Source organism: Vibrio splendidus (assembly GCF_003345295.1).
Taxonomy (GTDB): Bacteria; Pseudomonadota; Gammaproteobacteria; order Enterobacterales; family Vibrionaceae; genus Vibrio; species Vibrio splendidus_K.
On the sequence record NZ_CP031056.1, the window covers coordinates 1,659,404 to 1,683,985 of the forward strand.

General features: G+C 43.7%; 22 protein-coding genes. 8 read left to right on the forward strand and 14 right to left on the reverse strand.

What is annotated here, in order from left to right; translation table 11 throughout:
* Window positions 1-69 precede the first annotated feature (69 nt).
* The 3 genes from DUN60_RS22930 to DUN60_RS22940 form a co-directional block, all read right to left on the reverse strand.
* The gene (locus DUN60_RS22930; RefSeq protein WP_108195759.1) at window positions 70-684 is read right to left on the reverse strand and encodes a LysE family translocator; all 615 of its coding nucleotides are present in this window, start codon (window positions 682-684) and stop codon (window positions 70-72) included.
* 127 nt (window positions 685-811) lie between these two features.
* Entirely contained in the window at window positions 812-1,732 is a 921-nt protein-coding gene (locus tag DUN60_RS22935) for a LysR family transcriptional regulator (RefSeq protein ID WP_065205870.1), read from the reverse strand.
* Window positions 1,726-2,187, reverse strand: coding sequence for an Lrp/AsnC family transcriptional regulator (locus tag DUN60_RS22940; RefSeq protein WP_102491101.1), 462 nt, complete (start codon window positions 2,185-2,187; stop codon window positions 1,726-1,728). Before DUN60_RS22940 ends, DUN60_RS22935 begins: the two co-directional genes overlap by 7 nt.
* 256 nt (window positions 2,188-2,443) lie before the next feature.
* On the opposite strand from DUN60_RS22940, the gene yjeH reads away from it, so the two are divergent.
* Window positions 2,444-3,709, forward strand: a complete 1,266-nt coding sequence (gene yjeH, locus DUN60_RS22945; protein WP_114635564.1) for an L-methionine/branched-chain amino acid transporter — start codon at window positions 2,444-2,446, stop codon at window positions 3,707-3,709.
* Window positions 3,710-3,789: 80 nt separating this feature from the next.
* On the opposite strand, the gene pdxR is transcribed toward yjeH, so the two are convergent.
* Window positions 3,790-5,283 carry a MocR-like pyridoxine biosynthesis transcription factor PdxR gene (gene pdxR / locus DUN60_RS22950; RefSeq protein ID WP_114635565.1) on the reverse strand — a complete coding sequence of 498 codons (1,494 nt, stop codon included), beginning with the start codon at window positions 5,281-5,283 and terminating at the stop codon, window positions 3,790-3,792.
* 90 nt (window positions 5,284-5,373) lie between these two features.
* Here pdxR and DUN60_RS22955 point away from each other — a divergent pair, with 90 nt between their 5' ends.
* Window positions 5,374-6,033 carry a pyridoxamine 5'-phosphate oxidase family protein gene (locus DUN60_RS22955; RefSeq protein ID WP_114635566.1) on the forward strand — a complete coding sequence of 220 codons (660 nt, stop codon included), beginning with the start codon at window positions 5,374-5,376 and terminating at the stop codon, window positions 6,031-6,033.
* Between the two features lie 81 nt (window positions 6,034-6,114).
* Complete coding sequence (locus DUN60_RS22960; RefSeq protein WP_114635567.1) at window positions 6,115-7,020, forward strand: urea transporter; 906 nt, start codon at window positions 6,115-6,117, stop codon at window positions 7,018-7,020.
* Here DUN60_RS22960 and DUN60_RS22965 read toward each other — a convergent pair.
* The 10 genes from DUN60_RS22965 to DUN60_RS23010 all read right to left on the reverse strand — a co-directional run bounded on the left by DUN60_RS22965 (window position 7,017) and on the right by DUN60_RS23010 (window position 18,320).
* Complete coding sequence (locus DUN60_RS22965; protein ID WP_244212230.1) at window positions 7,017-8,234, reverse strand: BatD family protein; 1,218 nt, start codon at window positions 8,232-8,234, stop codon at window positions 7,017-7,019. The two genes, DUN60_RS22960 and DUN60_RS22965, sit on opposite strands and share 4 nt — an antisense overlap.
* Before the next feature lie 34 nt (window positions 8,235-8,268).
* The gene (locus tag DUN60_RS22970; protein ID WP_244212231.1) at window positions 8,269-9,864 is read right to left on the reverse strand and encodes a vWA domain-containing protein; all 1,596 of its coding nucleotides are present in this window, start codon (window positions 9,862-9,864) and stop codon (window positions 8,269-8,271) included.
* On the reverse strand, window positions 9,861-11,012 hold the full coding sequence (locus DUN60_RS22975) for a VWA domain-containing protein (protein ID WP_114635569.1): 1,152 nt from the start codon (window positions 11,010-11,012) through the stop codon (window positions 9,861-9,863). The genes DUN60_RS22970 and DUN60_RS22975 overlap by 4 nt, the downstream gene beginning before the upstream one ends.
* The gene (locus tag DUN60_RS22980) at window positions 10,999-11,511 is read right to left on the reverse strand and encodes a DUF4381 domain-containing protein (RefSeq protein ID WP_114635570.1); all 513 of its coding nucleotides are present in this window, start codon (window positions 11,509-11,511) and stop codon (window positions 10,999-11,001) included. Before DUN60_RS22980 ends, DUN60_RS22975 begins: the two co-directional genes overlap by 14 nt.
* Window positions 11,501-12,445 (reverse strand): DUF58 domain-containing protein, encoded by a 945-nt coding sequence (locus DUN60_RS22985; protein ID WP_114635571.1) that lies wholly within the window; start codon window positions 12,443-12,445, stop codon window positions 11,501-11,503. The genes DUN60_RS22980 and DUN60_RS22985 overlap by 11 nt, the downstream gene beginning before the upstream one ends.
* 11 nt (window positions 12,446-12,456) lie before the next feature.
* Complete coding sequence (locus DUN60_RS22990) at window positions 12,457-13,485, reverse strand: AAA family ATPase (RefSeq protein ID WP_114635572.1); 1,029 nt, start codon at window positions 13,483-13,485, stop codon at window positions 12,457-12,459.
* Between the two features lie 63 nt (window positions 13,486-13,548).
* Window positions 13,549-14,580 carry a tetratricopeptide repeat protein gene (locus DUN60_RS22995; RefSeq protein ID WP_114635573.1) on the reverse strand — a complete coding sequence of 344 codons (1,032 nt, stop codon included), beginning with the start codon at window positions 14,578-14,580 and terminating at the stop codon, window positions 13,549-13,551.
* Window positions 14,577-15,110 carry a hypothetical protein gene (locus tag DUN60_RS23000; RefSeq protein ID WP_114635574.1) on the reverse strand — a complete coding sequence of 178 codons (534 nt, stop codon included), beginning with the start codon at window positions 15,108-15,110 and terminating at the stop codon, window positions 14,577-14,579. The genes DUN60_RS22995 and DUN60_RS23000 overlap by 4 nt, the downstream gene beginning before the upstream one ends.
* 12 nt (window positions 15,111-15,122) lie before the next feature.
* The gene (locus tag DUN60_RS23005) at window positions 15,123-16,433 is read right to left on the reverse strand and encodes an anaerobic sulfatase maturase (protein ID WP_422641395.1); all 1,311 of its coding nucleotides are present in this window, start codon (window positions 16,431-16,433) and stop codon (window positions 15,123-15,125) included.
* Between the two features lie 306 nt (window positions 16,434-16,739).
* Entirely contained in the window at window positions 16,740-18,320 is a 1,581-nt protein-coding gene (locus DUN60_RS23010; protein WP_065205856.1) for an arylsulfatase, read from the reverse strand.
* A 218-nt stretch (window positions 18,321-18,538) separates the two neighbouring features.
* On the opposite strand from DUN60_RS23010, the gene DUN60_RS23015 reads away from it, so the two are divergent.
* The 5 genes from DUN60_RS23015 to DUN60_RS23035 all read left to right on the forward strand — a co-directional run bounded on the left by DUN60_RS23015 (window position 18,539) and on the right by DUN60_RS23035 (window position 24,575).
* A complete protein-coding gene (locus tag DUN60_RS23015) occupies window positions 18,539-19,318 on the forward strand; it encodes a response regulator transcription factor (protein ID WP_065205855.1) in 780 nt (259 codons plus the stop codon).
* 475 nt (window positions 19,319-19,793) lie between these two features.
* Window positions 19,794-21,221, forward strand: coding sequence for a sodium-dependent transporter (locus tag DUN60_RS23020; protein ID WP_114635576.1), 1,428 nt, complete (start codon window positions 19,794-19,796; stop codon window positions 21,219-21,221).
* 252 nt (window positions 21,222-21,473) lie between these two features.
* Window positions 21,474-21,797, forward strand: a complete 324-nt coding sequence (locus DUN60_RS23025; protein ID WP_065205853.1) for an MFS transporter — start codon at window positions 21,474-21,476, stop codon at window positions 21,795-21,797.
* 2 nt (window positions 21,798-21,799) lie between these two features.
* Window positions 21,800-23,023 (forward strand): HlyD family secretion protein, encoded by a 1,224-nt coding sequence (locus DUN60_RS23030; RefSeq protein WP_114635577.1) that lies wholly within the window; start codon window positions 21,800-21,802, stop codon window positions 23,021-23,023.
* A gap of 379 nt (window positions 23,024-23,402) precedes the next feature.
* Window positions 23,403-24,575 carry an OmpP1/FadL family transporter gene (locus tag DUN60_RS23035; protein ID WP_114635578.1) on the forward strand — a complete coding sequence of 391 codons (1,173 nt, stop codon included), beginning with the start codon at window positions 23,403-23,405 and terminating at the stop codon, window positions 24,573-24,575.
* Window positions 24,576-24,582 lie beyond the last annotated feature (7 nt).

Below are 24,582 nucleotides of genomic sequence, written 5' to 3' on the forward strand. Positions count from 1 at the left end.
AGTAGAAACAAAAACGGCTCATAAGATAATATCTTGTGAGCCGTTTTAGATCTTAAGGTCTAGTGATGACTAAATCATCCACACCACACGCACAGCAAGCAGAATCAACACCACACCAGATAGTCGATCAATCAACTGAGCTTTAGAGCGAATACGTTCAACAATCAAAGGGCTAGACAACACCAAGGTGATAAATGTGTACCATAAACCGTCTACAAGTAGCGGTGTTGATACGATAATCACTTGATTGGTCAGTTCATTACCTAACGCAACAAATTGGCTAAACAGAGCGATGAAGAACAGCGCGATTTTCGGGCTCAAGATAGAGATCAAGAAAGCCTCGCGAGCAGACTGTATGTAACTCATCTGTTCACCCGCTTCCAATTTCGCGGCAACACCACCTTTCGAACGCAACGCATTCACGCCGAGATAAAGCAGATACGCTGCACCCGCTAAACTAATGGCTTTGAACAACATGGGGGATTGCTCAAGTACAACGGCTAAACCAACAATGGTTGCGAACGCATAAATACCGATGCCTACGGCGTGAGACCAAGCTGCGATAAGCCCGTTCATGCGGCCACCAGCCAGACTGTGTTTTGCAATCATAGCCAAGCTTGGGCCCGGAGACATTGCACCCAACAAGCAAATCGCTAATAAAGAAAACCAAATTGTTACTGTCATCATTTCATTCCTAGTAAAACAAAGCGTCCTAGCTGAACCCTCTTTGCTTAATATTCAATACTTAGCACTTACCATAATTCGCAGAAGGTATTATTTGAAATCAAAGATTATCATTACACCTATGATTTCAAGTCATACTGATATTATAACTCGACTTCTGCATAGCTTGGAATGCCTTTTCTCTCGCCCATTTGTGGGCAGAATCGTTGTCATACTTGGGGTGCCACATTAACCAATAGGTGTGCATTTCCGTATCAAATGGCAAAGAAAAATAGGCAGTATCGAGGTGCCGACCTAGGTTATAGGCGATATGTTCAGGCACGATCATCAGATAGTCGTCTTGCATTAATACAGTTCCAGCGGATGAAAAGAACGGAACCTGCAGAGCCACTCTTCGTTTGAGTCCTTTTTTCTTCAATGCTATGTCCGCGTAGCTGTCTTTATCTCCGCCACCCGTCACTTTGATGTGAGAATAGTTGACGATATCTTCTGCACTCAAAGCCGCTTGTTGAGCCAATGGGTGCGACTTGCGCATTAAACACACCGATTTATCTTCACCGAGCTTAATGCTTGATACATGTTCTGGCTTTGTGGGAAACATACTGGAAGCCAAATGAATACCCGACTCGTTCAGAGCTTCAAGGTAGTTTGGCTGCCACAAGCGGAAAGCCAAATTAATGTTCGGGGCTTCGGCGGACACCTCTGCAACAATAACAGGAAGAATATACTGAGCCACATAGTCACTCGAAGACAATACCAGTTCACCCTGCCAGTCTTGCGGTTCAAAGGGTTTATCGTCTAAAAGGTGGTCGAACTCTCCAAGCAAGTCATCGAGTTTGCCTTTGAGCAACAAAGCACGGTTAGTCGGAACCAGTTTGTTGCCATCACGAACCAGTAAAGGATCACCACATAGATCTCTAAGCTGAGCCAGTTGACGGCTCACCGCCGATTGCGTGATGTGCAAACGCTGAGCTGTTCGACTGACATGACACTCTTCAAGAAGCACATGCAGAGAGCGCAGTAGATTTAAGTTGATATTGCCTAACATGAATGCACCGTCGCATTCTGTTTGTTAAAAAACTCCGTCAAGACAGTATGAGTCATAAGGTGTCGAAGCTCTGGATAGCTTTGCAGCCGATCGCGGATTTGATTCAAACGTTCCATGCTTTCAACTTCAACATAAAGCATCATGTCAGTCTCACCGCTAATAGAGTGGCACCATTGCACCTCATCAATACTCTGGATTCGAGTCGCGTAAGACTCACAACTATGGTCGCTGCTCGACATGTCGAACTTCAACAAGATGTAAGCGCACACATTCTTAGTTTGGTTGGGCTCTGCCACTTGAGCACAATAACCCGTAATCACTTTGTCGCTTTCCAGTTTCTTGATTCTGGCATTCACCGCCGAACGCGAAAGACTGACATCTCGGGCGATATCGCTCACTGAGCATCGTGCATTGGTTTTGAGAATATCCAAAATTTGGCGATCAAATTTATCCATGCTTCTGATTCTTTCCATTTATTGTTCTATTTATAACGCCTAATTTGACACAACTTTCCTACTTATAACAGCCATTATGACAGCCGACACTTTCACGCTTAATCAAGTTAAAACCGTTAAATTGACGGTGTCTTAAGACGTTTCGCTAGCTGTATTATTGATGTCGACAATGTATGCTCTCATTCATAGCATCACCCATACATCAGAAGACAGGCACAATAAGGCCGATATGATAAGCCAATAGCTAGGAGAGCGAATGACACAACTCAAACAAGAAATCACGCTTATTTCAGGAATCGGACAACTCTCGACTACCTTGCTAGGCACTGGATTATTTATGATCCCTGCGATCGCAGCAGGCATTGCAGGACAGTTGTCACTACTCGCGTGGTTAATCCTGTTTATCGCTATTTGCCCGATTGCACTAACCTTTGCCGCATTAGGAAAACGCTACCCCAATGCAGGTGGCACGGCCTATTTTGTTCGCAAGGCGTTCAGTGAGCGATTAGAAACCAGCGTGGCTTGGTTGTTTGTGAGTGTTATTCCTGTCGGTATTCCGGCTGCCATTGCATTGGCTGGAGGTTTTGCACAACAACTATTGCCAGCGCCACTCGACACACCACTTGGCGCTCAGTCCTTTACCGTCGCTCTGCTTATTGCTGTCAATTTGATGGGCAGTAAGTCTTCTGGCCGCTTACAAACGGTGATCGCCTTGTCGATTTTTGCCTTGGTTAGCGCCTTTGTTTGGAAAGCAGACATTACACCGGCCGACATCCAGATTCCAGCCATCACATCAGATTCAATATGGTCAATTGGTGCGGCGCTTGCGGTGATGTTTTGGTGCTTTGTAGGGATAGAAGCCTTTGCTCACATGGGTGAAGAATTTAAAAATCCACAACGTGATTTTCCAATCGCGATCATTGCAGGGTGTTTTGTTGCGGGTATCGTCTATTGGGCTTGCTCAGTAGTGATCATCAAAGTGGGCGCTTATGGTTCTCCTGAATTTGACGCAACTTCAATACCATGGGTGACCGAGCAACTGTTTGGAAATGGATTTAAAACGGTGATCAGTGTTCTAGGATTCTTTGCATGTTTTGCAAGCCTAAACCTTTACACACAAAGCTTGTCTCGTATGATTTGGGCTCAGGCTCGTCAACACAGGCCTGAAAGTCGAATGGCAAAGCTTAACAGCCATGGCGTACCTCTTTACCCAACCTTAGCCATTGGCTTTATTGCGCTTATCTCGTGCGTAATTGGCGAACTATCTGATTTGGATCTGGAGTTCTTTCTCAAGCTCGCTAACGGTATTTTTGTTTTAGTTTATCTGCTTGCAATGTTAGCGGCTTGCCGATTACTCACTGGTGTTTCTAGATACACAGCGATGGTTTCATTGGTTATCTGTACTCTGGTGTTTATCTGCTTAAGTTGGTCGATGCTTTATGCTGTCATTGTTTTTGTGACATTGTCACTCCCTTGGCGTAAATGGTTGGGTAAGCCGACGGTTTCTATCGACAAGTTGTAAGATAAAGCTGACGACAAATATCGGTAAAACCACAAAAACTACCGTTAAACCCATAGCAATTATTGGTAAAGCTCACGACACTATTGGTAAAAAAGCCGAGCGATCTCTTTGATCTTCGGCTTTACATCATTTAAGCGGATGTTACCAAAACCCAATACCACAGCATTCCAGTCACGAGCAGTACTCGACCCATATTCATAAAAAGCAAACGGTCGAATCACGATATTTTCTTGCTCCGCTCTACGACTCCACTCCTGTTCAGATATGCCTTGATACCACTTCACGGTCACATGTAGCCCTGCCGCTTGGCTGATCACCTCAAGATCGCCACTGAATTCACTATCAATAGCCTCGATCATCGCTTCATATTTAAGTTTGTATGAACGACGCATCTTTCTAATATGACGCAATAAATCGCCTTCACGAACAAAATCCGCCAAAGCTTCTTGTGTATGAGACGCCGTGTCTCCGGTGAGCGCGTCTTTAATCTCAAGACACTTCGCCACCAAATTTTCAGGCACTACTAAGTAACCTAGTCGCAGGCCATTGAACATCACCTTGCTCATTGAGCCAACATAGATAATTCGGTCATCGAACCCTAACTTGCCTGCCAAGCCTTGCATGCTGGTGTAAGGTCGATGAGCAAACTGAAACTCACTGTCGTAGTCATCCTCTATGATCCAGGATTGATGTTTGTTGGCCCAATCGATGAGTTTAAGCCGTTGCTCAGTGTTGAGCGTTGTGCCCATCGGGTATTGATTACTAGGAGTGACATACAGAGCCTTAGCATCACAGGCGAGAATTTTTTCAATATCGAGCCCAACTTTCTCTCGGACACTTACACCGTCTAATTCAAGCTTCAATAAGTCGACAATTTTATGTACTTGTCGGTAACCAGGCTCTTCCATAAGAATTTTATCGCCCATCCTTAAGGTCGCCATTAAACCTATTGAGATTGCTTGCTGTGCACCTGCTGTGATAATAATTCTATCGGCATGACAGCGAACCGAACGACTACTTGCCAAGTAACCACTTAACGCCTCTCTCAAAGCCAAACTCCCTTGAACATCTTGATTGCCCGCAATGTTCTGACGCGTCGAGTGACGTTGCAGCAGCCTCTGCCATTTAGCAAAAGGGAATGCATCAAGGTCAGGCACACCCGGTGCAAAATTGCGATTGATGTCATTAGGTACGGTTCTGATGCCACTTGACTGACTCGCATCTTTATTAACTTTCGTATTAGGCTGCGCGTCTAGAGTAACTTGTGTATCCAAAGGCATCGGTTTACTCAGATGAGACAAACTTAGGAAGTGCTCCGGTTGTTCAACTGAGACATAAAAGCCCGAACCTTGCTTGCTCTCGATATAGCCTTCGGTGACCAGTTGTTCATACGCGTAAATCACCGTATTTCGACTCACCGATAACTCAACGGCTAGCTTACGCGTTGAAGGTAACTTGCAGCCCTTACTCCATAAATCGTGAACGATCTTCTCTCTGATCGCGTGAAATAAGGCGGTTTGACGCGTGTCATGTTGCTCGTCTAACTTTAGGTCACCGACATCAATAGGCTGCATAACTGGATCCAAATAGTGTTTAAAAGTGGCTCTATTTAATAGACCAGTTAATCGCTACATTAATCAAAAGGCAATGATTAAGGAGCGATTATGTTATCTAACACGAAAAGAACCACGATTAAAAAAGGGGCTCATAAGGCCGTATTTGAACAAGAGAAGCTGCATAAAATCATCGACGAGAGCTTAATCGCACACATCGCATTACAAGGTGAACAAGGTCCGATGGTTATCCCAATGCTCGCATGGCGAGTGGGTGACATAGTCTATATCCATGGCGCTAAAAACAGCCGATTATTGAAAGGCCTAAAAAAGGGAGACCCAACCTGCTTAACGTTCACTCTGTTCGATGGTTGGGTGTTAGCCCGCTCTGCATTTCACCACAGTGCGCATTATCGTTCTGCTGTGGTATTGGGGTCATTTTCAGTCATCGATGATAATCGAGAAAAGGATCGCTTGTTGAATATCTTTATTGAGCAAATTGCGCCGGGAAGAACCGACGAAGTCAGGCTCAGTAATGAGAAAGAGCTCACCGCAACCGAGCTATTAGCAATACCGTTAACGGAAGCATCCGTCAAAATTGGAAAGCACGGCGTGAATGATGATAAGGCTGACATGGATATTCCTGTCTGGGCGGGTGTGTTGCCTTATCGCACCGTTGTAGGACCATTAGAAACCGTTCCAGAGCAAGAAGGCATCATTGAAACGCCAGATTACCAACAAGCTTATGGTGAACGTTGGTATCAAAATTAACACACTTAGGTAGTCAAAAGGATGGAGTTATATACAATCTGAATTACAAAAAATTAACATGACTCATGATGTAATCAGACGATGAAAACGAATAAGGATATCCTACCATTTCAAGGCTTGCTCAATGGCATTGGGCAAGTCTATTTCACACCGTCTGCCATGACGTCGCTTTTGCTGTTGCTTGCCATTTCGATTGAATCACTTTCACTTGCTTTCCTTACCCTGCTTGGCGCAAGTTGCAGTTATGCATTGGCTCGTTATTCCATCAAACAAAGCAAAGACCTTGATAATGGGATGTTCGCGCTAAATGGGGCTTTAATTGGTTTATTTATCGGTAACTTTTTTGGTGTCACACCATTATTGGCTTTGGTGACTGTGTTAGGCGCGTTGCTCACAGTTCCCATTGCCAATATTGTATTCCGCTTTAAGAAATATCGCGGTTACACTAGCGCCTTTATCCTCACCTCTTGGCTGATTTATCTTATCCAATCAAGCTTAGGACTTTCGGTATTTTCTCCATCGAGCTCAGCATTGATACCAATAATCAGTTTTGAGGAAAACTCGTGGTTTAACCTGCCGCCAGTAGTGATCCCGCTCTTAAAAGGGATTAGCCAAGTCAGCTTTATCGAAAATGCATTGTCGGGGCTCGTTATCTTGCTCGCCATCGCGCTTAACAACCTAAAGCATGCCACTTGGGTTGTGCTAGCAGTAATAATAAGCATCATTTTTAGTAAGATGATTGGTGCTTCTAACGAACTGGTAGCCCAAGGTCTTTATGGGTACAACGCCATTCTTGCCACTCTAGCGCTTGTGCTCTATCCGCGAATCCCTTGGCCGCTAATACTATTAGGCATTCTTTTGAGCTGCCTTGTTACACTTGGCTTTCATGAACTGTCACTACAGCCACTCACCGCCCCTTTTATTTTAAGTACTTGGGGGATTGTCTATTTGTCTGGAGTGATGAAAAAAAATCGCGTTACCCGTTAACGGTTTAATCTACCCGATTTAACAAACAAGAGAAAAGCTATCAGTACTTTAAATAAGACTAATCGAGAACATTCATTCTTTCGTAGTTTTTCATGCTCAGAGCTTTTCTTATATCTTTGCCATATCATCTCAATACCTTCGACCATTTCTATTCTTGGAGTGAGCACTCTAGACTGAAAATGCTCAAGTAGAACCTGATAAATCGAATTCTCGAACAAAGGTATATCTTTCTTATAGATAGCTTGAGCTAAACAAAGCCATTTGCTTTTAGGCCTTGTTTTAACATAGCGGTACAACAGTGCTGTACTCAAAGTCACAAGAACAACGATGACAGCGAGTCCGACCAATAGCATCTTGTACTGCTCCACAAAAGAAGCGAAGGTGTGCGACACTTGCCAACTTCGCTCAGGTAAGACAAGAGTTCTTTGCTGTTGATACTCTGAATCCCACCAAAAAACGCTAACCGCAGGAAGCGTAACCCGGCCAGCGTTGTTCACTATATAAGTCATCCTTTCTAACCTTTGAGCCTGACGCACACCCCTTTGCTCATCATCTCTATACTGAGTTGACTCAGGATATACCAAAAATTGACTCGTTAAGGTATCTGGAAGTGTCGTGATTTTCGGCAAAAGTGCGCTGATGGTGTCGTGTGCAGATAATGTAATTTCACGGGTAATTGCGTCGCCCACACTGAGCTGTTCTTCCAAGCCCTGTGAGCTTTCATTTTGAGAGACAAGCGTCCACTTTTCTTTCAGGTTAGCTTCAGTACCTGTTAACCATTTCTGATCAGAAGTCATATTGGCAGAAGGCTTATGAGCATTGAAAGACAAAGCCTTCGTCATCACTACCCCATCAACATTATTGCTGCCCTGCTTTACGCCAATCTCAAGCGCGACAGGAGGGATTTGATACTCTCCACTCTGTAATGGGTAAAGCACAATTTCCCAGAGTTGTTTGGAGTACACTTTCCCATCAATACGTTCTGTGGAGTTCACAGCAAAAGAACTCATAGGCAACACGACCGCATTATCAACCTCAATACGGTGCACCTTGGTGCCTTTGGTGAACCATGTGTCTGTCATCACTTCAATATTGAGAGTAACCTGCTCATGCACTGCAATACCCGAACTGACGTGGCTCAACCACACGTTAAGCCTCACATTGCCTTGATCGTAGAGCGAAGCTAGCTGCTGGCTATAAGCAAAATGACTCATTAAGCTAATGACCAAACACAAAAGCTGAAATAACCTACTTAGCTTCATCTTTCCACTCCGTTTGGTTAGCCACCCCTTGCTGATACTGCAATGCAAACTTGGTTGAAATAAAGCTCGATAGATCACTCTGAACTCGCTTCATCCATTTTTCGTTGGCGCCTGGATCACTCAAGATTTGTTCAGCGGATAAGACTTCTTGAATCACTTGATCTTGTTCTACTTGCTGCTCTACACCATCCGAGCGTTCTGGCTTATCACCATTTTCTCGGCTCACCTGACGTTCATTGCTTTTCGATTGTTCCTTCGTAAAACTATCAATATAAGCAATAACATCTTCAACAATCTTTAAGTTATGAAGAGCTTCTTGATTGTCAGGGTATTGCTCCAAGATCTCTCGATACAAAGACCTTGCCGCAACAAACTCTTTTTGATTCGCCAATGAAGCCGCCGCACCTAATTGCCCCTGTAAGGTATCACTGCGCATGTAGAATTGTTGTGCCACTTCGTATTCGCCAGCTTGGTAATAGGCCGTTGCTTTCCAGTACTCATTTTCAAAGATTTGCGCGGCTTGTTGGTATTCTTGATCTTGATAATACAGAGCGCCCTGCTGATCTTTAGTCAGCCAAATATCGACCAACGAAAACTCTGCTGCGTATAAATTAGGGCTGTAAGTCACGCTATAAAATAGAGAAACCACAACGCACCACTGAACTAGCCAACCTTTTCTAAACCACAATAAATATGGTACCAGCACCACCCATACCAAAGGGTAACTTGCATCAAACCAAGGTTCAGCTTGATCTGCTGAGAGCTCAGCAAAAGACGTTATTTCCCCACTAAGATTTTCTATATCTTGGTTATCTTGAGTAAAAGCAACGAAGTCACCATGCACCGAGCTAGCTAATTTCGACAGAGTTTCAATTTCCATAGGTAACGGAGATGGAACATCTTGATTACCAACACCATAAATCAGCAGTTGATAGCCTTTGTCCTTGAAATAACCTTGATACTCACGGTAAGCCAGTTGATTAACGGCATCGGTCACCAGCAATACCGTTGCATTGTCAGTTTCAGGTACCAATTTGTTGATGATAGGTAGGGTATATTCCGCAAATTTACCCTCTCTTGGCATTACTTCGGGTTGAATAGCCTCTAATAAAGGCTTAAACACCGCAACGTCTTGCGTTAAAGGCATCGCTAAATGAGCGGTACCCGAGTAGACGACTAACGCTGTTTTTCCTTTACCTTGCAGATCGATGAGCTCCGCTATTTTTTGTTTCGCTCTAAACAGACGACTTGGCGCAACATCCTTTTGCAACATTGACTCAGAGACATCGAGTACAATCACCAAAGGCGTAGTGTCTTCTGCAAAAGGCGAAGACTGACGATACCAACTGGGCCCGGAAGCAATCACTATCGCGACCAAACAGATGACACTGAGTAGAATGATCGGAAGGTGCTTAACACGAGACGACTCACCAACACGCAAAGCATCAGACAAGTGCTTGGGCAAATGGGTTACCCACGAATTCTGCTTTTTGCTTCGGCGCCAGTTCATGATCAACACCACAATAAGTGGCACGATTAGTAGCAGCCATTCAGGGCGAATAAAATGAAAGTTTCCCATCATAAAGCCCTCCTATTTAGAGTCTCAGGCTTGATACGAAGTCGCAAAACAGATCGAACCACCATAAACACTAAGTGATAGATGAAGGCGATAAGCAAAGGCACATAATGAAGGCTTTGTTTTGGCTGATAACGGTAACTTTCAAACACACTAGGTTCGAGTTCATTGATAGTGTCGTATACGTTATCCAGCTCAGTAGGTGACATCGCTAGAAAGCTCTGTCCCCCCGTCAACTTGGCAACGGTATCAATGATTTCCATATTAATCGCTTGCTCACCTGAAGTGTTCGGGCTCCCCATTGCCACAAGATGAATTTTAATGTTGTGCGCAGCAGCCACTTTCGCGGCATCAATCGGCGGCACTAAGCTGTCGGTATCATTGCCATCGGTAAGTACAATCATCAAGTGATCTCGGCTAAGATGTTCGTGAGTAAGGCGCCCATGCTCATGTTTTTCAGGAGCAAGGTTTTGATGATCTAGGTTTTCAGGAATAAGGTATTCAGAAGAAAGCTGATCAGGTTGAGCGCTATCTAAGCCGGATGACAGCTCCTGCTTGTCTTTCTGATTCTCGGAAAGAAATGTCTTAATACCGAGTCCAATTGCATCGCCTAAATGAGTACTTTGCCCTGCCATTGCAGGCTCGGTTTCATTCAACAGCGCTAACCATGCAGTGTGATCAGCCGTAAAGGGCGATTGTAAAAAAGCAGAATCACCGAATACTATCAGGCCGAGTCGGTCGCCACTTCGCTTTTGACTGAACGTGTCCAACACCTCTTTTGAGGCCGCCAAACGAGTCACTTGGTTACCAGCACGATTAGAGAAATCGTCCGTTGCCATAGAGCCCGACAGATCCAAAACAATCATTACATCCCCCCCAGCTAGCTCTCTCGTCTCTTCAGGCCCTAGCCAAACAGGTTTTGCAGCTGCCAGTACGACTAAAAGCCAACCTAGAATCAGAGAAGAACGTTGCCAAATACCCGCCTTAATCTGGTTTGAGCCTTTCTCAGCACTCAGACCTAAACTTGATGCCAACGCATCAAAAAAAGGCACTTTCAAGGCAATTTGAGGAGTTTGATGACTCGGCACAAAAGAGTAGATAAGAATCGGCAAGGGCAATAAGGTAAAGACCCAAAGGTATTCAAACTCGATCATCTGTCCCTCTCACATGGCTTTTTACCCACGTAATGGCGCTTAAACGAATCTGACTTACTTTACTTTCGGTCCAACCATAATCTGATGCGGGCTTGTAGATATCTTGTTGCCATTGCAACAAAAGCGCTCGGTCAAAAATGGGTTGTGGTGAAGAAACAGTGAGGAACTCACTCCATTCATTGCCACTGAGCATCGCAACCTTACTTCCAGGGAACGAGCAACAAGCCACCTGTTTCAACACGCTGTTGATTCTGCGTAACTCTTGTTGCAAGAACTGATCATTAATGGTGTCTTGTTTACTTCTACTGATCGCTTTTACCGCCAGACGACGATATTTGTTCGCTTTGTAGGAGTGAAAAAGGTGGAACGACTTCCAAGCCCCCCACACCAAAATCAGAACAAAGGTGACTTTCCAACCAATTGTTGTTGGCAACCAAATGACATCCACAGTAGAGGCAGGATCGATAAAACCTTTGAGTAAAACTCGATTATCGGACACGGCAGCCCCCACTCATTTTTTGAATAAAATCAGCGATGTGGTTCCCAGACGTGTCTAATCTAACCACATCAACTCCACCAGCACTCAATAACTGATGGATATCTTGGTAGCCCTGTTGAATTGCTTGGTTGTATCGATGAAGCCTCTCGTTCAATGCAGTATCAGCCAATAGCTGCCACTCACCATCACTAATATGAATCGGTTGAGAAAATTGAAGTTCCAGTTCCATAGGGTCGTTGACAGCGATACCCATCAAATCATTGTGCTGCTTTAACCATTTGATTCGTTGAACATCTTGTTCTGTAGCATGATTGAAGTCGCTGATCATCACGATCAAACAACCCTTTAGCTTTTGTTGCGTTAGCTTAGTCAAAGCATCGGATAACCCTGAACCTGCGACTTCTTTACTTTTATGTTCTGCACGAGACAAATCTTGATTAGCGAGTGCCAGAGACTGAAGAATTCGTGCGACATGTGCTGAATGACGTTGTGGTTTATGCCAGTACAACTGCTTATTTGAAAAGATTAACGCTCCAATGCGATCACTGTCTTTTAATACTTTCCAAGCACAGCAAGCAGCAACTTGAGCTGCCGCCACAGATTTCATGGTATCGACCGATGAAAAGAACATGCTACTGCGTTGATCGACGAGCAACACCACCGGCAGATCTTTTTCTTCACTTTGAACCCTTACATGAGGTTCAAGCATTCTCTGTGTGACATTCCAGTCAATACTGCGAATATCATCACCCATTTGATAGTGTCGAAACTCTTCAAAATTAAGCCCTCGACCACGGTAACGAGATAAATGGTTACCCGCTTGTCGAGAACGGCTTTTAGCTATGGGTGGCAACGAGAAACCTGTCGACTTCAATTTTGTCGCCATCAGAGATTCAAAAGAACTAACAACCCTTACGTCATCGGACACATTCATAACAACGTTCCCTAAGAAAGAGGCACATTGAGCAGTAGCTCATCAACAATCTGCTCTGCTGTCACCGAACTCGACAAAGCATCAAAACTTGGAGTAATACGATGACCTAATACCGAGACCACGACCGTTCTCACGTCGTCTGGTGTCACATAATCACGCCCAGCTAGCCATGCGTGTGCACGGCTACATTTATCCAAGGCAATTGATGCACGAGGACTTACGCCAACATCGATCCATTTGTCTAAATTAGAATCTGGATACAGATGAGGAAAACGAGTAGCCATCACAAGATCCACAATATATTGCTTGATCGGTTGTGAGGTATGGATTCGCTTTACCGCCTCTTTGCCAGCTGCAATGTGCTCAACACCGCCTTCAAATGCCGCAGCTAGCAATTCATTTTGTTCTTGTTGTAGGGTTCCTGTATCCATACTCTTGTTCACTTCCTCATCCATTACTGCGAGTTCTTCACTACGCACTAGATCAATAATCAACATTTCAGAGTCTCGGTCTGGATAGTCAACATTCACTTTCATCATGAAGCGATCCATCTGCGCTTCTGGTAACGGATAGGTGCCCTCTTGCTCAACAGGGTTCTGTGTTGCTATCACTAAGAAAGGTTCTGGCAATGACATTGTTTCACCCGCAACCGTTACTGTGCCTTCAGCCATCGCTTCTAACAGTGCGGCTTGAACTTTGGCTGGGGCTCGATTAATTTCATCGGCCAACACCATCGAACTGAAAATAGGGCCAGGTTGGAACGCCAGCTTCGACTGCTCTTGATGATAAATCTGCGTGCCAGTTACATCAGAAGGAAGTAGATCGGGCGTGAATTGCACACGGCTAAAGGCCATATTTAATTGTTCTGCCAATATTTTAGCGGCGCGAGTTTTTGCCGTTCCAGGAAGCCCTTCCAATAAAATATGACCGCCCGACAACAACGCAATCATCATAGATTGTGTAACATGAGCTTGGCCGATAATAGATAGGTTTGTCTGTTCAATTAAATGACAAACTGCTGCACGAGTATCTGTGGACATAACGTTACCTTGTAAGGCTACCTAAATAAGCTGTAGTACCTGAATTGGGATATCAGCATTGATTTAATTTGGCAGATAGAGTTGTTTTAGTTTTGAGACAACATTTTGAGGAGCGATAGATTCAAGCTCAGCAAGGCACGAATTCGCATCTTGTCCAGCATTCAACAATGTGTCGCACAAAGCATATAGATAAGCGGGTTGAGCATGATTTAGATAGATAGCTCGGTAGACAGTAATCGCAGTCTCAGCGTCATTTTCTCGGACCAAGGTCGCGTAGGTGTATCCGTAGGACCCGCTATTAGGTTCCAGATCATACGCATTTCTCAGGCGACGTAGAGCCTTCACTCTTTCTCCTGTTCGCAAGTAAGACAAGCCAAGGCTATAGTGCAATGCCGCTGATTCAGGGAACTCAATCAACGTTTGCTTTAGAACATGCTGAGCTTGTTCATCGTCATCAATACCTTTTAAATACTCTGCGTAAGCAACGGCAACCCTAGGCTCTTTACGATTCTCAAATCGATCTAAGTAGATCAGTTCAGCCTGTTGAAATTTGCTTTGTAAGGTGTAGATCCAAGCTCGCTCTAAATCACCATCAAGATCGTTGGACAGTAAGGTTAGGTGCCTATAGATTGCTGGAGCCAAGCGGTCGAGATACTCACCGGATAACTGCGGCCAAAGAATAATCAAAGTTCGAACAGCCTGAGCTTCAACATCGCGGTCAACATCATCCAGTAATGGGGAGACAACATCCCACTTTGCTTTACCCTGCCACTGTTCTGCGGCTTGTATTGCCGCCAAGCGCATTTGTGGATGTTCAGAACGTGAAGCTCTAGCAACGGCAATAACCGAATTCGGGCCATAATATATCCCTAAGTTAACAGTCGCAGCTGCACGTTGATCTATGGGAAGAGCTTCATTTTGAGAGTACTCCGCGAGTAACTGCTCACGTTGCTCAGCAACAGTTACCACTTGGTTGACACTTTCATTATCTAAAGGTTGAACACTATTCGCCAGAGTGGCACAAGAATAAAAGCTAAGTAGCGTTCCAACAATAATAAGCAACACTGCTGACCAATTGATTAGCTTATGTTTCATACTGGATGACGCTCTATATACAGTTTCTGGGATAACTCTTCAGCTCTCACCATTAGAGCGTGCATGAAATAAATCTCATCTGTTTCCGCAAAATTATGGAATTCAAGCCATTGGTTTAACGCTTCAAGTGTTTGCGCTGGATCTACTTTTACTTGCTTATCACTCATGTAACCCAATGTTTTGAGAGCCGAAACTAACTCTTCATAGTTAACCGGAGGCATCATCAACGTGATAAATTGCGGCTCATTAGTCATTAATAGTACATTGTAATTCGCATTCGCCACCTCGAAATTAGTACGTTTGGTCTTGTATTTTTCACCACATTGAGGGTTATTAGGGCGCTTTTGGCAAAGGTTAAAAAGCGAAGCAAACTCTGTATATCGTTCACTCTTGGTATTAAAAGCCATATCAATCACAGCTTTTACCGATCCTTGATTAAATAGAGTGTCTGTGGATGATACCGCGTTAGTCTGAGCGGTAACCGTTTGGCTAATCAGTGCAACAAGCAGCACAATAGTTTTTAGTTTCATCAGATAACGCCTCTATTTAAAATTGATCTTCATTGCATCGCCATTGATGCCTTTATTCACTGGGTAGCCCATAGTCGCAACAACCATTGAAATATAAGGATCAATATGTGAGAAAAACTGCTTCCAGCCTGCACACAAATAGTTCAACCCTGTTTCACCATCGAGGGTTTTGATGAAGCGATTTTTCGGACACTCACCAAAACAGGCAAACTGATAATTACACTCGCGGCACTGTTTAGGTAACGTTGACTCTTTTGCTCGGCCAAATTCTTCTTGGCCTTTTGAAAATTGAAGGTCCTCAAGCTTGGCATCCTTGATATTGCCAAGTTTGTAGTCGGGATAAACGTAATGGTCACACGCAAAAACGTCACCATTATGTTCAATAGCCAAGCCTTTTCCACACATAGGAGCCAGTGTACAAAGAGGGTTTACTCGTCCCATCCAAGTCTCTACGCAAGATTCAAAATACGGAACATTCACTTTGCCGATGTCGTTTTCCAACCACTCATCAAAAATGGTACACAGGAAATCACCCCACTGGTGAGCAGAAACGCACCAAGATTCGACAATTGAATTCGGATGACTAGGCTCGGTTTCAGGCATACCTTGAAAAAGAATCTCTTCTTCTGACCACTTCTGTGGTGCTGTCTCTCGGAATGATTTTGGTTCTACGATAGGGATGAACTGCATCTGTGGTGAGCAAATTTCATCGCGCAGAAAGCGGTATACTTCGAGTGGGTTTGAACCAGTGAGGTTATTTACACAGGTCAGCGTCGCAAAGTTAACCTTGTGTTTATGCAGAATGCCGACACCTTTCATGGTTTGTTTAAACGAGCCTCGCCCCGATCGGTTGGTACGGTATGCATTGTGAATCATCTCCGGCCCATCAATGCTCAAGCCGACCATGAAATTGTTTTTACTTAAGAACTTGCCCCAATCATCATTAAGTAACGTCCCGTTAGTCTGCAGGTTGTTCTCAATTTTCACGCCTTTTGGGCAGTATTTCTTTTGCAGGCGAACTACGTCGCGAAAGAAGTTCACGCCGAGTAACGTTGGTTCTCCGCCTTGCCAATGGAAAACAATCTCAGGAAAATTTTGTTGTTCGATATAGGTTTTAATGTAGGTGTCGAGCATTTCTTCGCTCATTTGAGTCGCACAACCACGCTCATGGCCTAACAACTCCTCTTTACTTAGGTAGTAACAGTACGTGCAATCAATATTACATGCGGAGCCAATGGGCTTAGTCATGATATTCATACGTTTCGCTGGGGCTGCTTTTGGCAACATAATGGTATTGTGTTGAGCTGATTGGGTCATTGTTATTCCTCTTCTCGTTCACTCACATTCACTGTGCGATTACTTCCCTAAGATGGAAACCTGTAACGGTTATCTGTGACTATTATTCAACAGCACTTAGCAGCCGTAATCAGTAGTATTACGGATTCTGTTCATTGTTCATGAGAACCAAAGAGCGCCTAAAAACAAAAGAGCGTTAGAAAACAAAAAGAGCGATCACAAGGATCGCTCTTTTAAGTGGCTCATCAGTTTTTCAGCGAGGGCTAACTTGACTCACCTATAAGCTCAATAATATGAGTTTATTACTCAATATTATTCGCTTGTTACTCAATACTATTGGTATTGAGCACGCTGCCAGATATTCATCTTCTCAACGATCTTGTCGATAGAGAAAGAACCCGGGACTTGGCGAGGTGGGAATTCTTGGAATGTTTTCAAGAATTGGAATGTGTAAGCTGCACCTAAGTACATGTATGGAACATGTTCAACACGCCATTGAGAGTAACCAATGCCATCTTTATGCGCATTTTCATACGGGTCTTGACGCAGGTTAAAGATATACGGGAAACGCAGTTCTTCGAACTGACATTGCCAAGTTTCAATACCGTGACATTCGTTTGCAGTAAACATCACTTTAAAGTCGCCCATACGAACAGCTGAAATATGACCATCATCAGCTGCATAAACGAAGCCCTTACGAGGCCAATCAACAGAGTTGTCTGCCGTTGTGTTGTTGCCTTTCTTAAGCGCTGGCATTAGGTCAAATCCATCTAAATGAACTTTGTACTCTTTACCATTAAGCTTTTTACCTTTCTTCAGGTCAGCAACAATATTTTTCTCGCCAGCCGCACCCAAGAATGTAGGAGCCCAGTCATTGTGCGCCGCAATTTCGTTTGCAACAGAGCCTGCTGGGATCTTGTTCGGCCAGCGCATCATTGCTGGTACACGGAAGCCTCCTTCCCACGTCGAGTTCTTCTCACCGTAGTAACGAGATGTCGCACCATCTGGCCAAGACCATTTCTCTGCACCATTGTCGGTGGTGTACGAAACGATAGTGTTATCAGCGATCTTCAGATCGTCCAGCTTATCAAGTAGTTGACCGACCATGTTGTCGTGCTCAACTAGACCATCACCGTATAGACCACCACGTTTTGATAGACCTTTTGATTCTTCTTTCAGGTGAGTCCAAACGTGCATACGCGTTGAGTTAAACCAAACGAAGAATGGTTTTTTCTCTTTATGAGCACGGTCGATAAAGTCTAAAGCAGCTTCTAGGAACTCTTCATCTACGGTTTCCATACGTTTAATCGTTAGAGCACCTGTATCTTCGATACGGCCATCAGCGTATGAATGGATAACGCCACGCGGGCCAAATTTTTTCTTAAAGCCTGGCGCTTGCGGGTAATCCGGATGTTCTGGTTCTTCTTCTGCATTTAGGTGGTAAAGGCTACCCATAAACTCATCAAAACCGTTAGCAGTTGGTAGATGTTCATCGCGGTCACCAAGGTGGTTCTTACCGAACTGACCTGTCATGTAACCTTTAGCTTTGAGCATGGTTGCGATTGTAGGATCTTCTTGGCGCATACCTTCAGCAGCGCCAGGCATGCCTACTTTTGTCAAACCAGTACGCATTGGGTGTTGACCCGTAATAAATGCACTACGACCAGCTGTACAAGAGTTTTCACCATAGAAGTCAGTAAACAGCACGCCTTCATTCGCGATACGATCGATGTTCGGAGTCCAGTGACCTGCTTGTCCTCGTGTATACGCCGAAATATTATCGATACCGATATCATCACCCCAGATAGCTAGGATGTTGGGGTGGCTTGTATCCGTTGTCGCATAACTTGCCATTGCAGTCGATGCAAGTGCCGCGCCCATCGCAAGTTGTAGGAAGGTTTTCTTTTTGAACATAGCTCAAGACCTTTTGTAATTTTAAAAGTAATTTCTTTCCGTGAGCTATTATTTAAGAAACTGAGGAATTGGTAATCAGTAGTATTACTGATTCAAAGAATACTGATATATCGAACATAGGTAATATTATTCGATTATATGGTTTAACATTTGACTTGCAGTCCGATAAAAAGCTAGCTTATACATAGTAATATTACTGTTGAGGTTGATTATTTACGATGAAAAATACTGCTGATATGTCTTTTGAGGATTTGGTGACAGAGCAATCCGATGCGCTAATTGGTTCGCCACCTAAAGACTTTGATGTGACTTGGCGAAAAATAGCGCAGTCAGTCTTAGATTGGTTTGAAATAGACAGAGTCACACTTTTCCCAAACTCAATGATCATACTCAATGATGGTAAGGTATCGACAGTATCGAGAGATGGCATCCCGGAACTTAAGAAAACAATCTTCATTAATGGTAATTATTTAGATTATTTTAAGCAGCTTCGAACAAAGAAAAGTTGGCTTACTTTTGATGATCAAGAAATGAGCAACCATAAAATATCCGTGATACAGACTTTACATGCAGAAGGCGGTCGTTGGCACGGTATCATTCCTCTAAAGCTATTTGGTCAAGACTGGGGGGCACTGTCCTTCTCTAGGTTCACCAGTGATTTAGAACCTTTAACAGAACAAGACATGAAACGCCTAAAACTAATTTGTGACATTTGGCTTTGCTACTGGCAGCATTCAACGATGGTACGTAATTTAAAACAAGACCAACCCACGAATGCGAATGAAAGTGAAAAACTTCTCTTATTGTCGCCCAAACAATGCTCAGTTCTCACTCTACTTGCTCAAGGTTTTACGGCAAAACAATGTGCAGAAAAATTGTTTTTAAGCCCTCGAACCATCGAGTCACATAAGTACCGAATGATCGACATACTGGAGCTTGAAAACAATACCGAGCTTGTCCAGTTTGCACTGCGCAACGGTCTTGGAATCGCTCAATAGTCATCTCCCCCATAAATATCATTCCTACTTGCTGAAAATCATGCATACCATTTTTGCATGATTTTCGTAATACTACTGCTTACAAAGCCAACGACAAGATTTAATTTAGAACATCCGCAAACCTACCCCTTAAATATATGCCTACCGTTATTGGCCCTATAATTTATAAAAGCCACCACAAATCCATATATATTTTCATTCGCCTTCGCTTCTTGATTATTTACCTAGGGCTTGTCTATGTTTGTCAAAAATATACGGCCCTCTGGTACTCCCTTTGGCATTAATAAAAAGTTGGTTCTTAGTATAACCAACACGCGCTTATACCGTAATTCTACGGTTTAGCTTCACGTTCTCGCCCCCTACACTGCGCGGTGGTTTGAAGCGATGTCAGATTTACAACGGCACATTGTTCTCATGATCATTAAAAAACGTAATCAAATTCAATCATTTTATTTAGAACACTTTCGGAGATGTTGTGGCAAGTAACCTCTCACAATCAAGAGATACATGGGGATCAAAGCTTGGCTTTGTAATGGCAGCAGCAGGGTCTGCTGTTGGCCTTGGGAATATTTGGAAATTCCCCTATACCGCGGGGGAGAGTGGTGGTGGAGCCTTCGTTCTTATCTACTTAGCCTTTGTTATTTTCATTGGCTTTAGTGTCATGCTAACGGAATTTGCTATCGGTCGACATACACAAAAATCAGCAGTCGGTGCATTTAAAGCAACCGACCGACGCTGGACATTTACCGGCGTTATCAGCGTGGTAAGTGGCTTGTTAATTATGGGCTTTTACCCCGTTGTCGGTGGCTGGTCTATCGCTTACATCTACAAAGTGGCGACAGGCCTACTCAGCACTCCTGAGTTAATTGGAGATAGCTTTAGTGGTTTTATCGCAACCCCTGTAGAGCCATTAATGTGGATGAGTGTATACCTAATTCTAAACGTACTTATTGTGATGAAAGGTATTTCAGGCGGTATTGAAAAAGCAGGTAAAATCCTGATGCCAATGCTGTTCATGATCTTGGTTATCGTGTCTGTTAAAGGGTTATCTCTACCCGGTTCAAGTGCAGGTCTAACATTCTTGTTTAGTCCAGACTTTTCTAAAGTAGACAGCAACGTAGTACTTGCTGCACTCGGACAAGCCTTCTTCTCTTTGAGCCTAGCAACAGGTTGTATGATCACATACGGTAGCTACCTAAAGAAAAAAGAGAACCTAGTACAAACCACAGCAATGGTCGTTGCCATGGACAGCGGTGTTGCACTACTGGCTGGCATCGCGATGTTCCCTGCAATGTTTGCATTTGGTATGGAGCCAGCGGCAGGCCCAGGCTTGGTGTTTGTTGTTGTACCACAGCTCTTCGCCGAAATGGGTGGCGTGATCGGCTTGCTATTCGCACTGCTTTTCTTCGTTGGTCTCAGCGTGGCTGCGCTTACTTCTTCAGTATCTCTATTAGAAGTTGCTGTTTCATACTTAATCGATGAAAAACAAATGACACGCTTTAAAGCGGTGTTGATATCAAGCATTACTATGATCAGTATGTGTACCCTTTCGTCGCTATCACTTGGTGGTATTGGCCCTAAGTTGTTCGATACTGGTGTATTCGATATCTTCGATCTGTTGACTGACAAGATCTTCTTAGCCGTTTGTGGCATGTTCATCTGTATCTTTGCGGGTTGGAGGTTGAACAAGAAAGATCTAGAAAATGAAATCACTAACAACGGTGAAATTTCGTTTCCTCTGTTTAACCTTTGGTACGGCTTGGTTAAATATGTCATTCCTTTTGCAATCGCAATCGTTGCTTTTATGGGCGTGAAGGCTGGTTTTGATAGTGGCAAAGGCGAAGTCATGTTAATGGGTATCGCATTTATCGCGTTCACCGCGGTGATCTCTAAACGATTCTAATTCCCGTTCCTGTTCGAACGATAACTTACTTAAGCCTGTCATCAGAGACAGGCTTTATTTTTGGCCTTCCATTCAATCTATCTCCCCTTTTAGATTCGTTCCAGATCATGTTTTCCTCTACTAAAAGTTATGACCCGTATTTTTACTGATTCGATCTCTTAACCAGCTACGTACTATCACAATAATCGTTCACCACTACGGTCGGTGAAACAACTCTGGCTCAAATTTTAACTACACACTTTAGGAAGCTTTATGAGTTTAATAACTATGCCTTTTGTCGACACTGGTTTCGACATTGGCCTACATGTTGTAGCAGCAGTAGTACTCATCGGTACTATTGTTGGAGCGCTCTATGCATTTTGGAAATTTCACGAATTGCCAATCCACCACGCAGACAAGAAAAAGCACGGTCAGATGGGGTTAGTTACCATACTCACTTGGATAGGATTTATCTGGCACTGGGTTTGGGTGCTTGCTGTAATCATTGCGTTTATCGATACAGAACAAAGCATACGTCGTATTCGTCATATTTGGCATGACACTACACCGACTCAAATGACAAAGGCAGGAGAATAACAATGTTAGAAGGTTTAGCTGTTTGGGCTTTGTTTATTTATTTGCTTCGCCTTGTAGGCATGCCTTGGACCAAACCATTTAAGATTTTTGCTTATGGTGGTGGTTCGTTCTGGCTTGTATTTGTTTGGGTTGGCCTAATTACTTGGGCACCAATGGATCTATCTGGCGGTTCTGTCGTGCAATCTCCGCATATTCAATTAAGACCAGGATCAACACGAATCACGGGGAATATTGAATCACTTCACATCTCGCCGAATAGTGAGATCAAAAAGGGTCAATTAATTTACGAGCTTGACGATGACTCATACGTTAATGCCGTTGACAAAGCAAAAGCACAACTAGCGATTGCTAAGATGGGCCACAAAGCTGCTGTACAAGATATCAATATCGCAAAGACAAACTACCAAGCTTCGCTTGAAGACATTGAGATAATCAAGAACCAGATATCAGCAGCAAAACAAGATCTGACGCTAAAGCAACGTACGCTAAAGCGCTATGTTGACCAGAATGCAAAAGTAAAAAGTACGATTACCGAAAGCGTTCTTGACCAACAACGAACAGCCGTTGAAGTTGCGAAGAACCAGTTAACAATCATCGAATCTCAGTATCAAAAGTCTGAAATTACGGCAAATAAGAACCTAAATTTAATTGAAAAGTCACAAATTTCTATGACGAGCAAAGAGGCTGACCTTCAAAATAAGAGAGCAGCACTAGCCCAGTCAGAATGGGATTTGGCACAAACAAAAATCTACGCACCAACGGATGGTTATGTAACCAACTTTATGGCACGTGAAGGTCAGTTTGTTGGCGCAATACCTCGCTTAAAAATGTACAGCGACGAAAAATTCGTCTTGATGCGAATTAACCATCAAGCGTTTAGAAACATCAAAGTAGGCCAAGAAGCTGAGTTTGCTACCGCGATTTATCCTGGGAAAGTATTTAACGCTCACGTAGAGGGTATTGTTGAAGCGACAGGTGAGTCTCAAGGTTCTTTGCTTGCTCGTGAAACAAACGTCCGTGCCACAACAGGCAAGAACGTCATGAACAAGCACCACTTTGTACGTCTGCGTATCAACGAACCTGAAGGCTATGACATACCAGTGGGTGCCGTTGGACTCGCTTGGGTTAATGCAGAAAAGCCTATTCCATTCTTGAATTTCTTGAACGTCATTCGCGGCATCATTATCCGAATGAAAGCTCAGATTTACTTCATATATAGCATGTAAGACTATGAATAAATTCCATAAGATTTGTGATTTCATAGATGTTACGCATAGGAAAAAGAGTCAATTGATTCTATTCTCAGCATTCATTTATCTTGTTTTACGCTGCACTTATTAGTTAATTCACGATAACAAAACACAACAGAAACCCAGCAACCTTCCCCCTATAGGCTGCTGGGTTTCTTAACTTAATGAAAACTCCACCTTCAGCGAACAAGGCTTTTGGCTAGTACTCTTCTCGAAATCACATTGTTTTCGGAACTTTCAATACTTGGAATTGATTCAATACAGAAAAAATACTGAATATCTCCAACCAGTCCTTCCTTACACTATCTGCAGTTTACTAATCCATGCCCTCAAAGCTAACCTGCAGGAAACCACCATGAGAAAAACGGCTCTCGCTTTACTTATCTTTTCAAATCTAGCCAATGCTAGTGGCACACTCATGCAAGAAGCGACTTATGCAAATGCAGGTGCCGCTGGCGCTGGCGACGGCGTTTATACCGAGACCGCTACTGCTGCGTATACGAACCCTGCAACCATGTCCCACATGGGTCAAAGCAAAACGACAGTTAATGCCATGGTTCTAGATCTGCATATGGATTACACCGATACGCCAGACCAAAACAATGGTAACTTTGGCAAAGCCCAAGGAGATGCAAGTGCACATACCGTTATGCCATCTATCGGTATTTTCCATGTCACTCAATTAAACGAAGATGTCCACTTAGGCCTGATGTTTGGCTCTATTGGTGGCACAGCTGTTGAGTATGGGACAGACTGGGAAGGAGCTATTGGTTTAGACGAGGCCTTGGTGACTGCAGTTCAATTCAACCCTGCGTTGAGCTTTAAAGTGACAGATAAAGTGTCTATCGGCATCGGTGCTCAGCTTAACTACGGTATCCTAGAAGCAAAAACCTCTACGTTAGAAACGGATCTAGACGGCGACTTTGCATGGGGCTTTAACGCCGGTGCAATGTACCAAGAAGACGATTGGGCAGTAGGTTTAAGTTACCGATCGAAACTAGAACACGAATTTGATGTGGATGTTACTTCAAATGTTGATAGATTAAACACTTTAAGTACTGATCTAATATTCCCGACTATCGTCGACCTAAGTGGTAGCTACAACCTCAATCCACAATTAGCTCTTTTGGGCTCAGTACAGTGGCACAAATGGAGTGACTACCCAGAAACACCACTTTATGCCAACGGCAGTGATAGTGCGCCAGTAGCAGTAGACCGCGACTGGGACGACGTTTGGAAGTTCGCCATCGGTACCGATTATCAACTGAACGCCAAATGGGCTCTAAAAGCAGGCTTCTCTTACGAGACATCGCCACAAGATGACCCAACCAAGCAATGGGTTGACTTACCTGTTGGCGAACAATACCGCTATTCTGTGGGCGCTAGCACGCACTGGAATGATGTTCGTATCGACATGTTCTATGAATTTGCTGACCTAGGTACTGTTGACATTGAAAGAACCAACGTTGATGTAACGGGTTCATTCGACGGCCACATTCACTTCATTGGTGCTAACGTCACTTTCTAATGTTTAT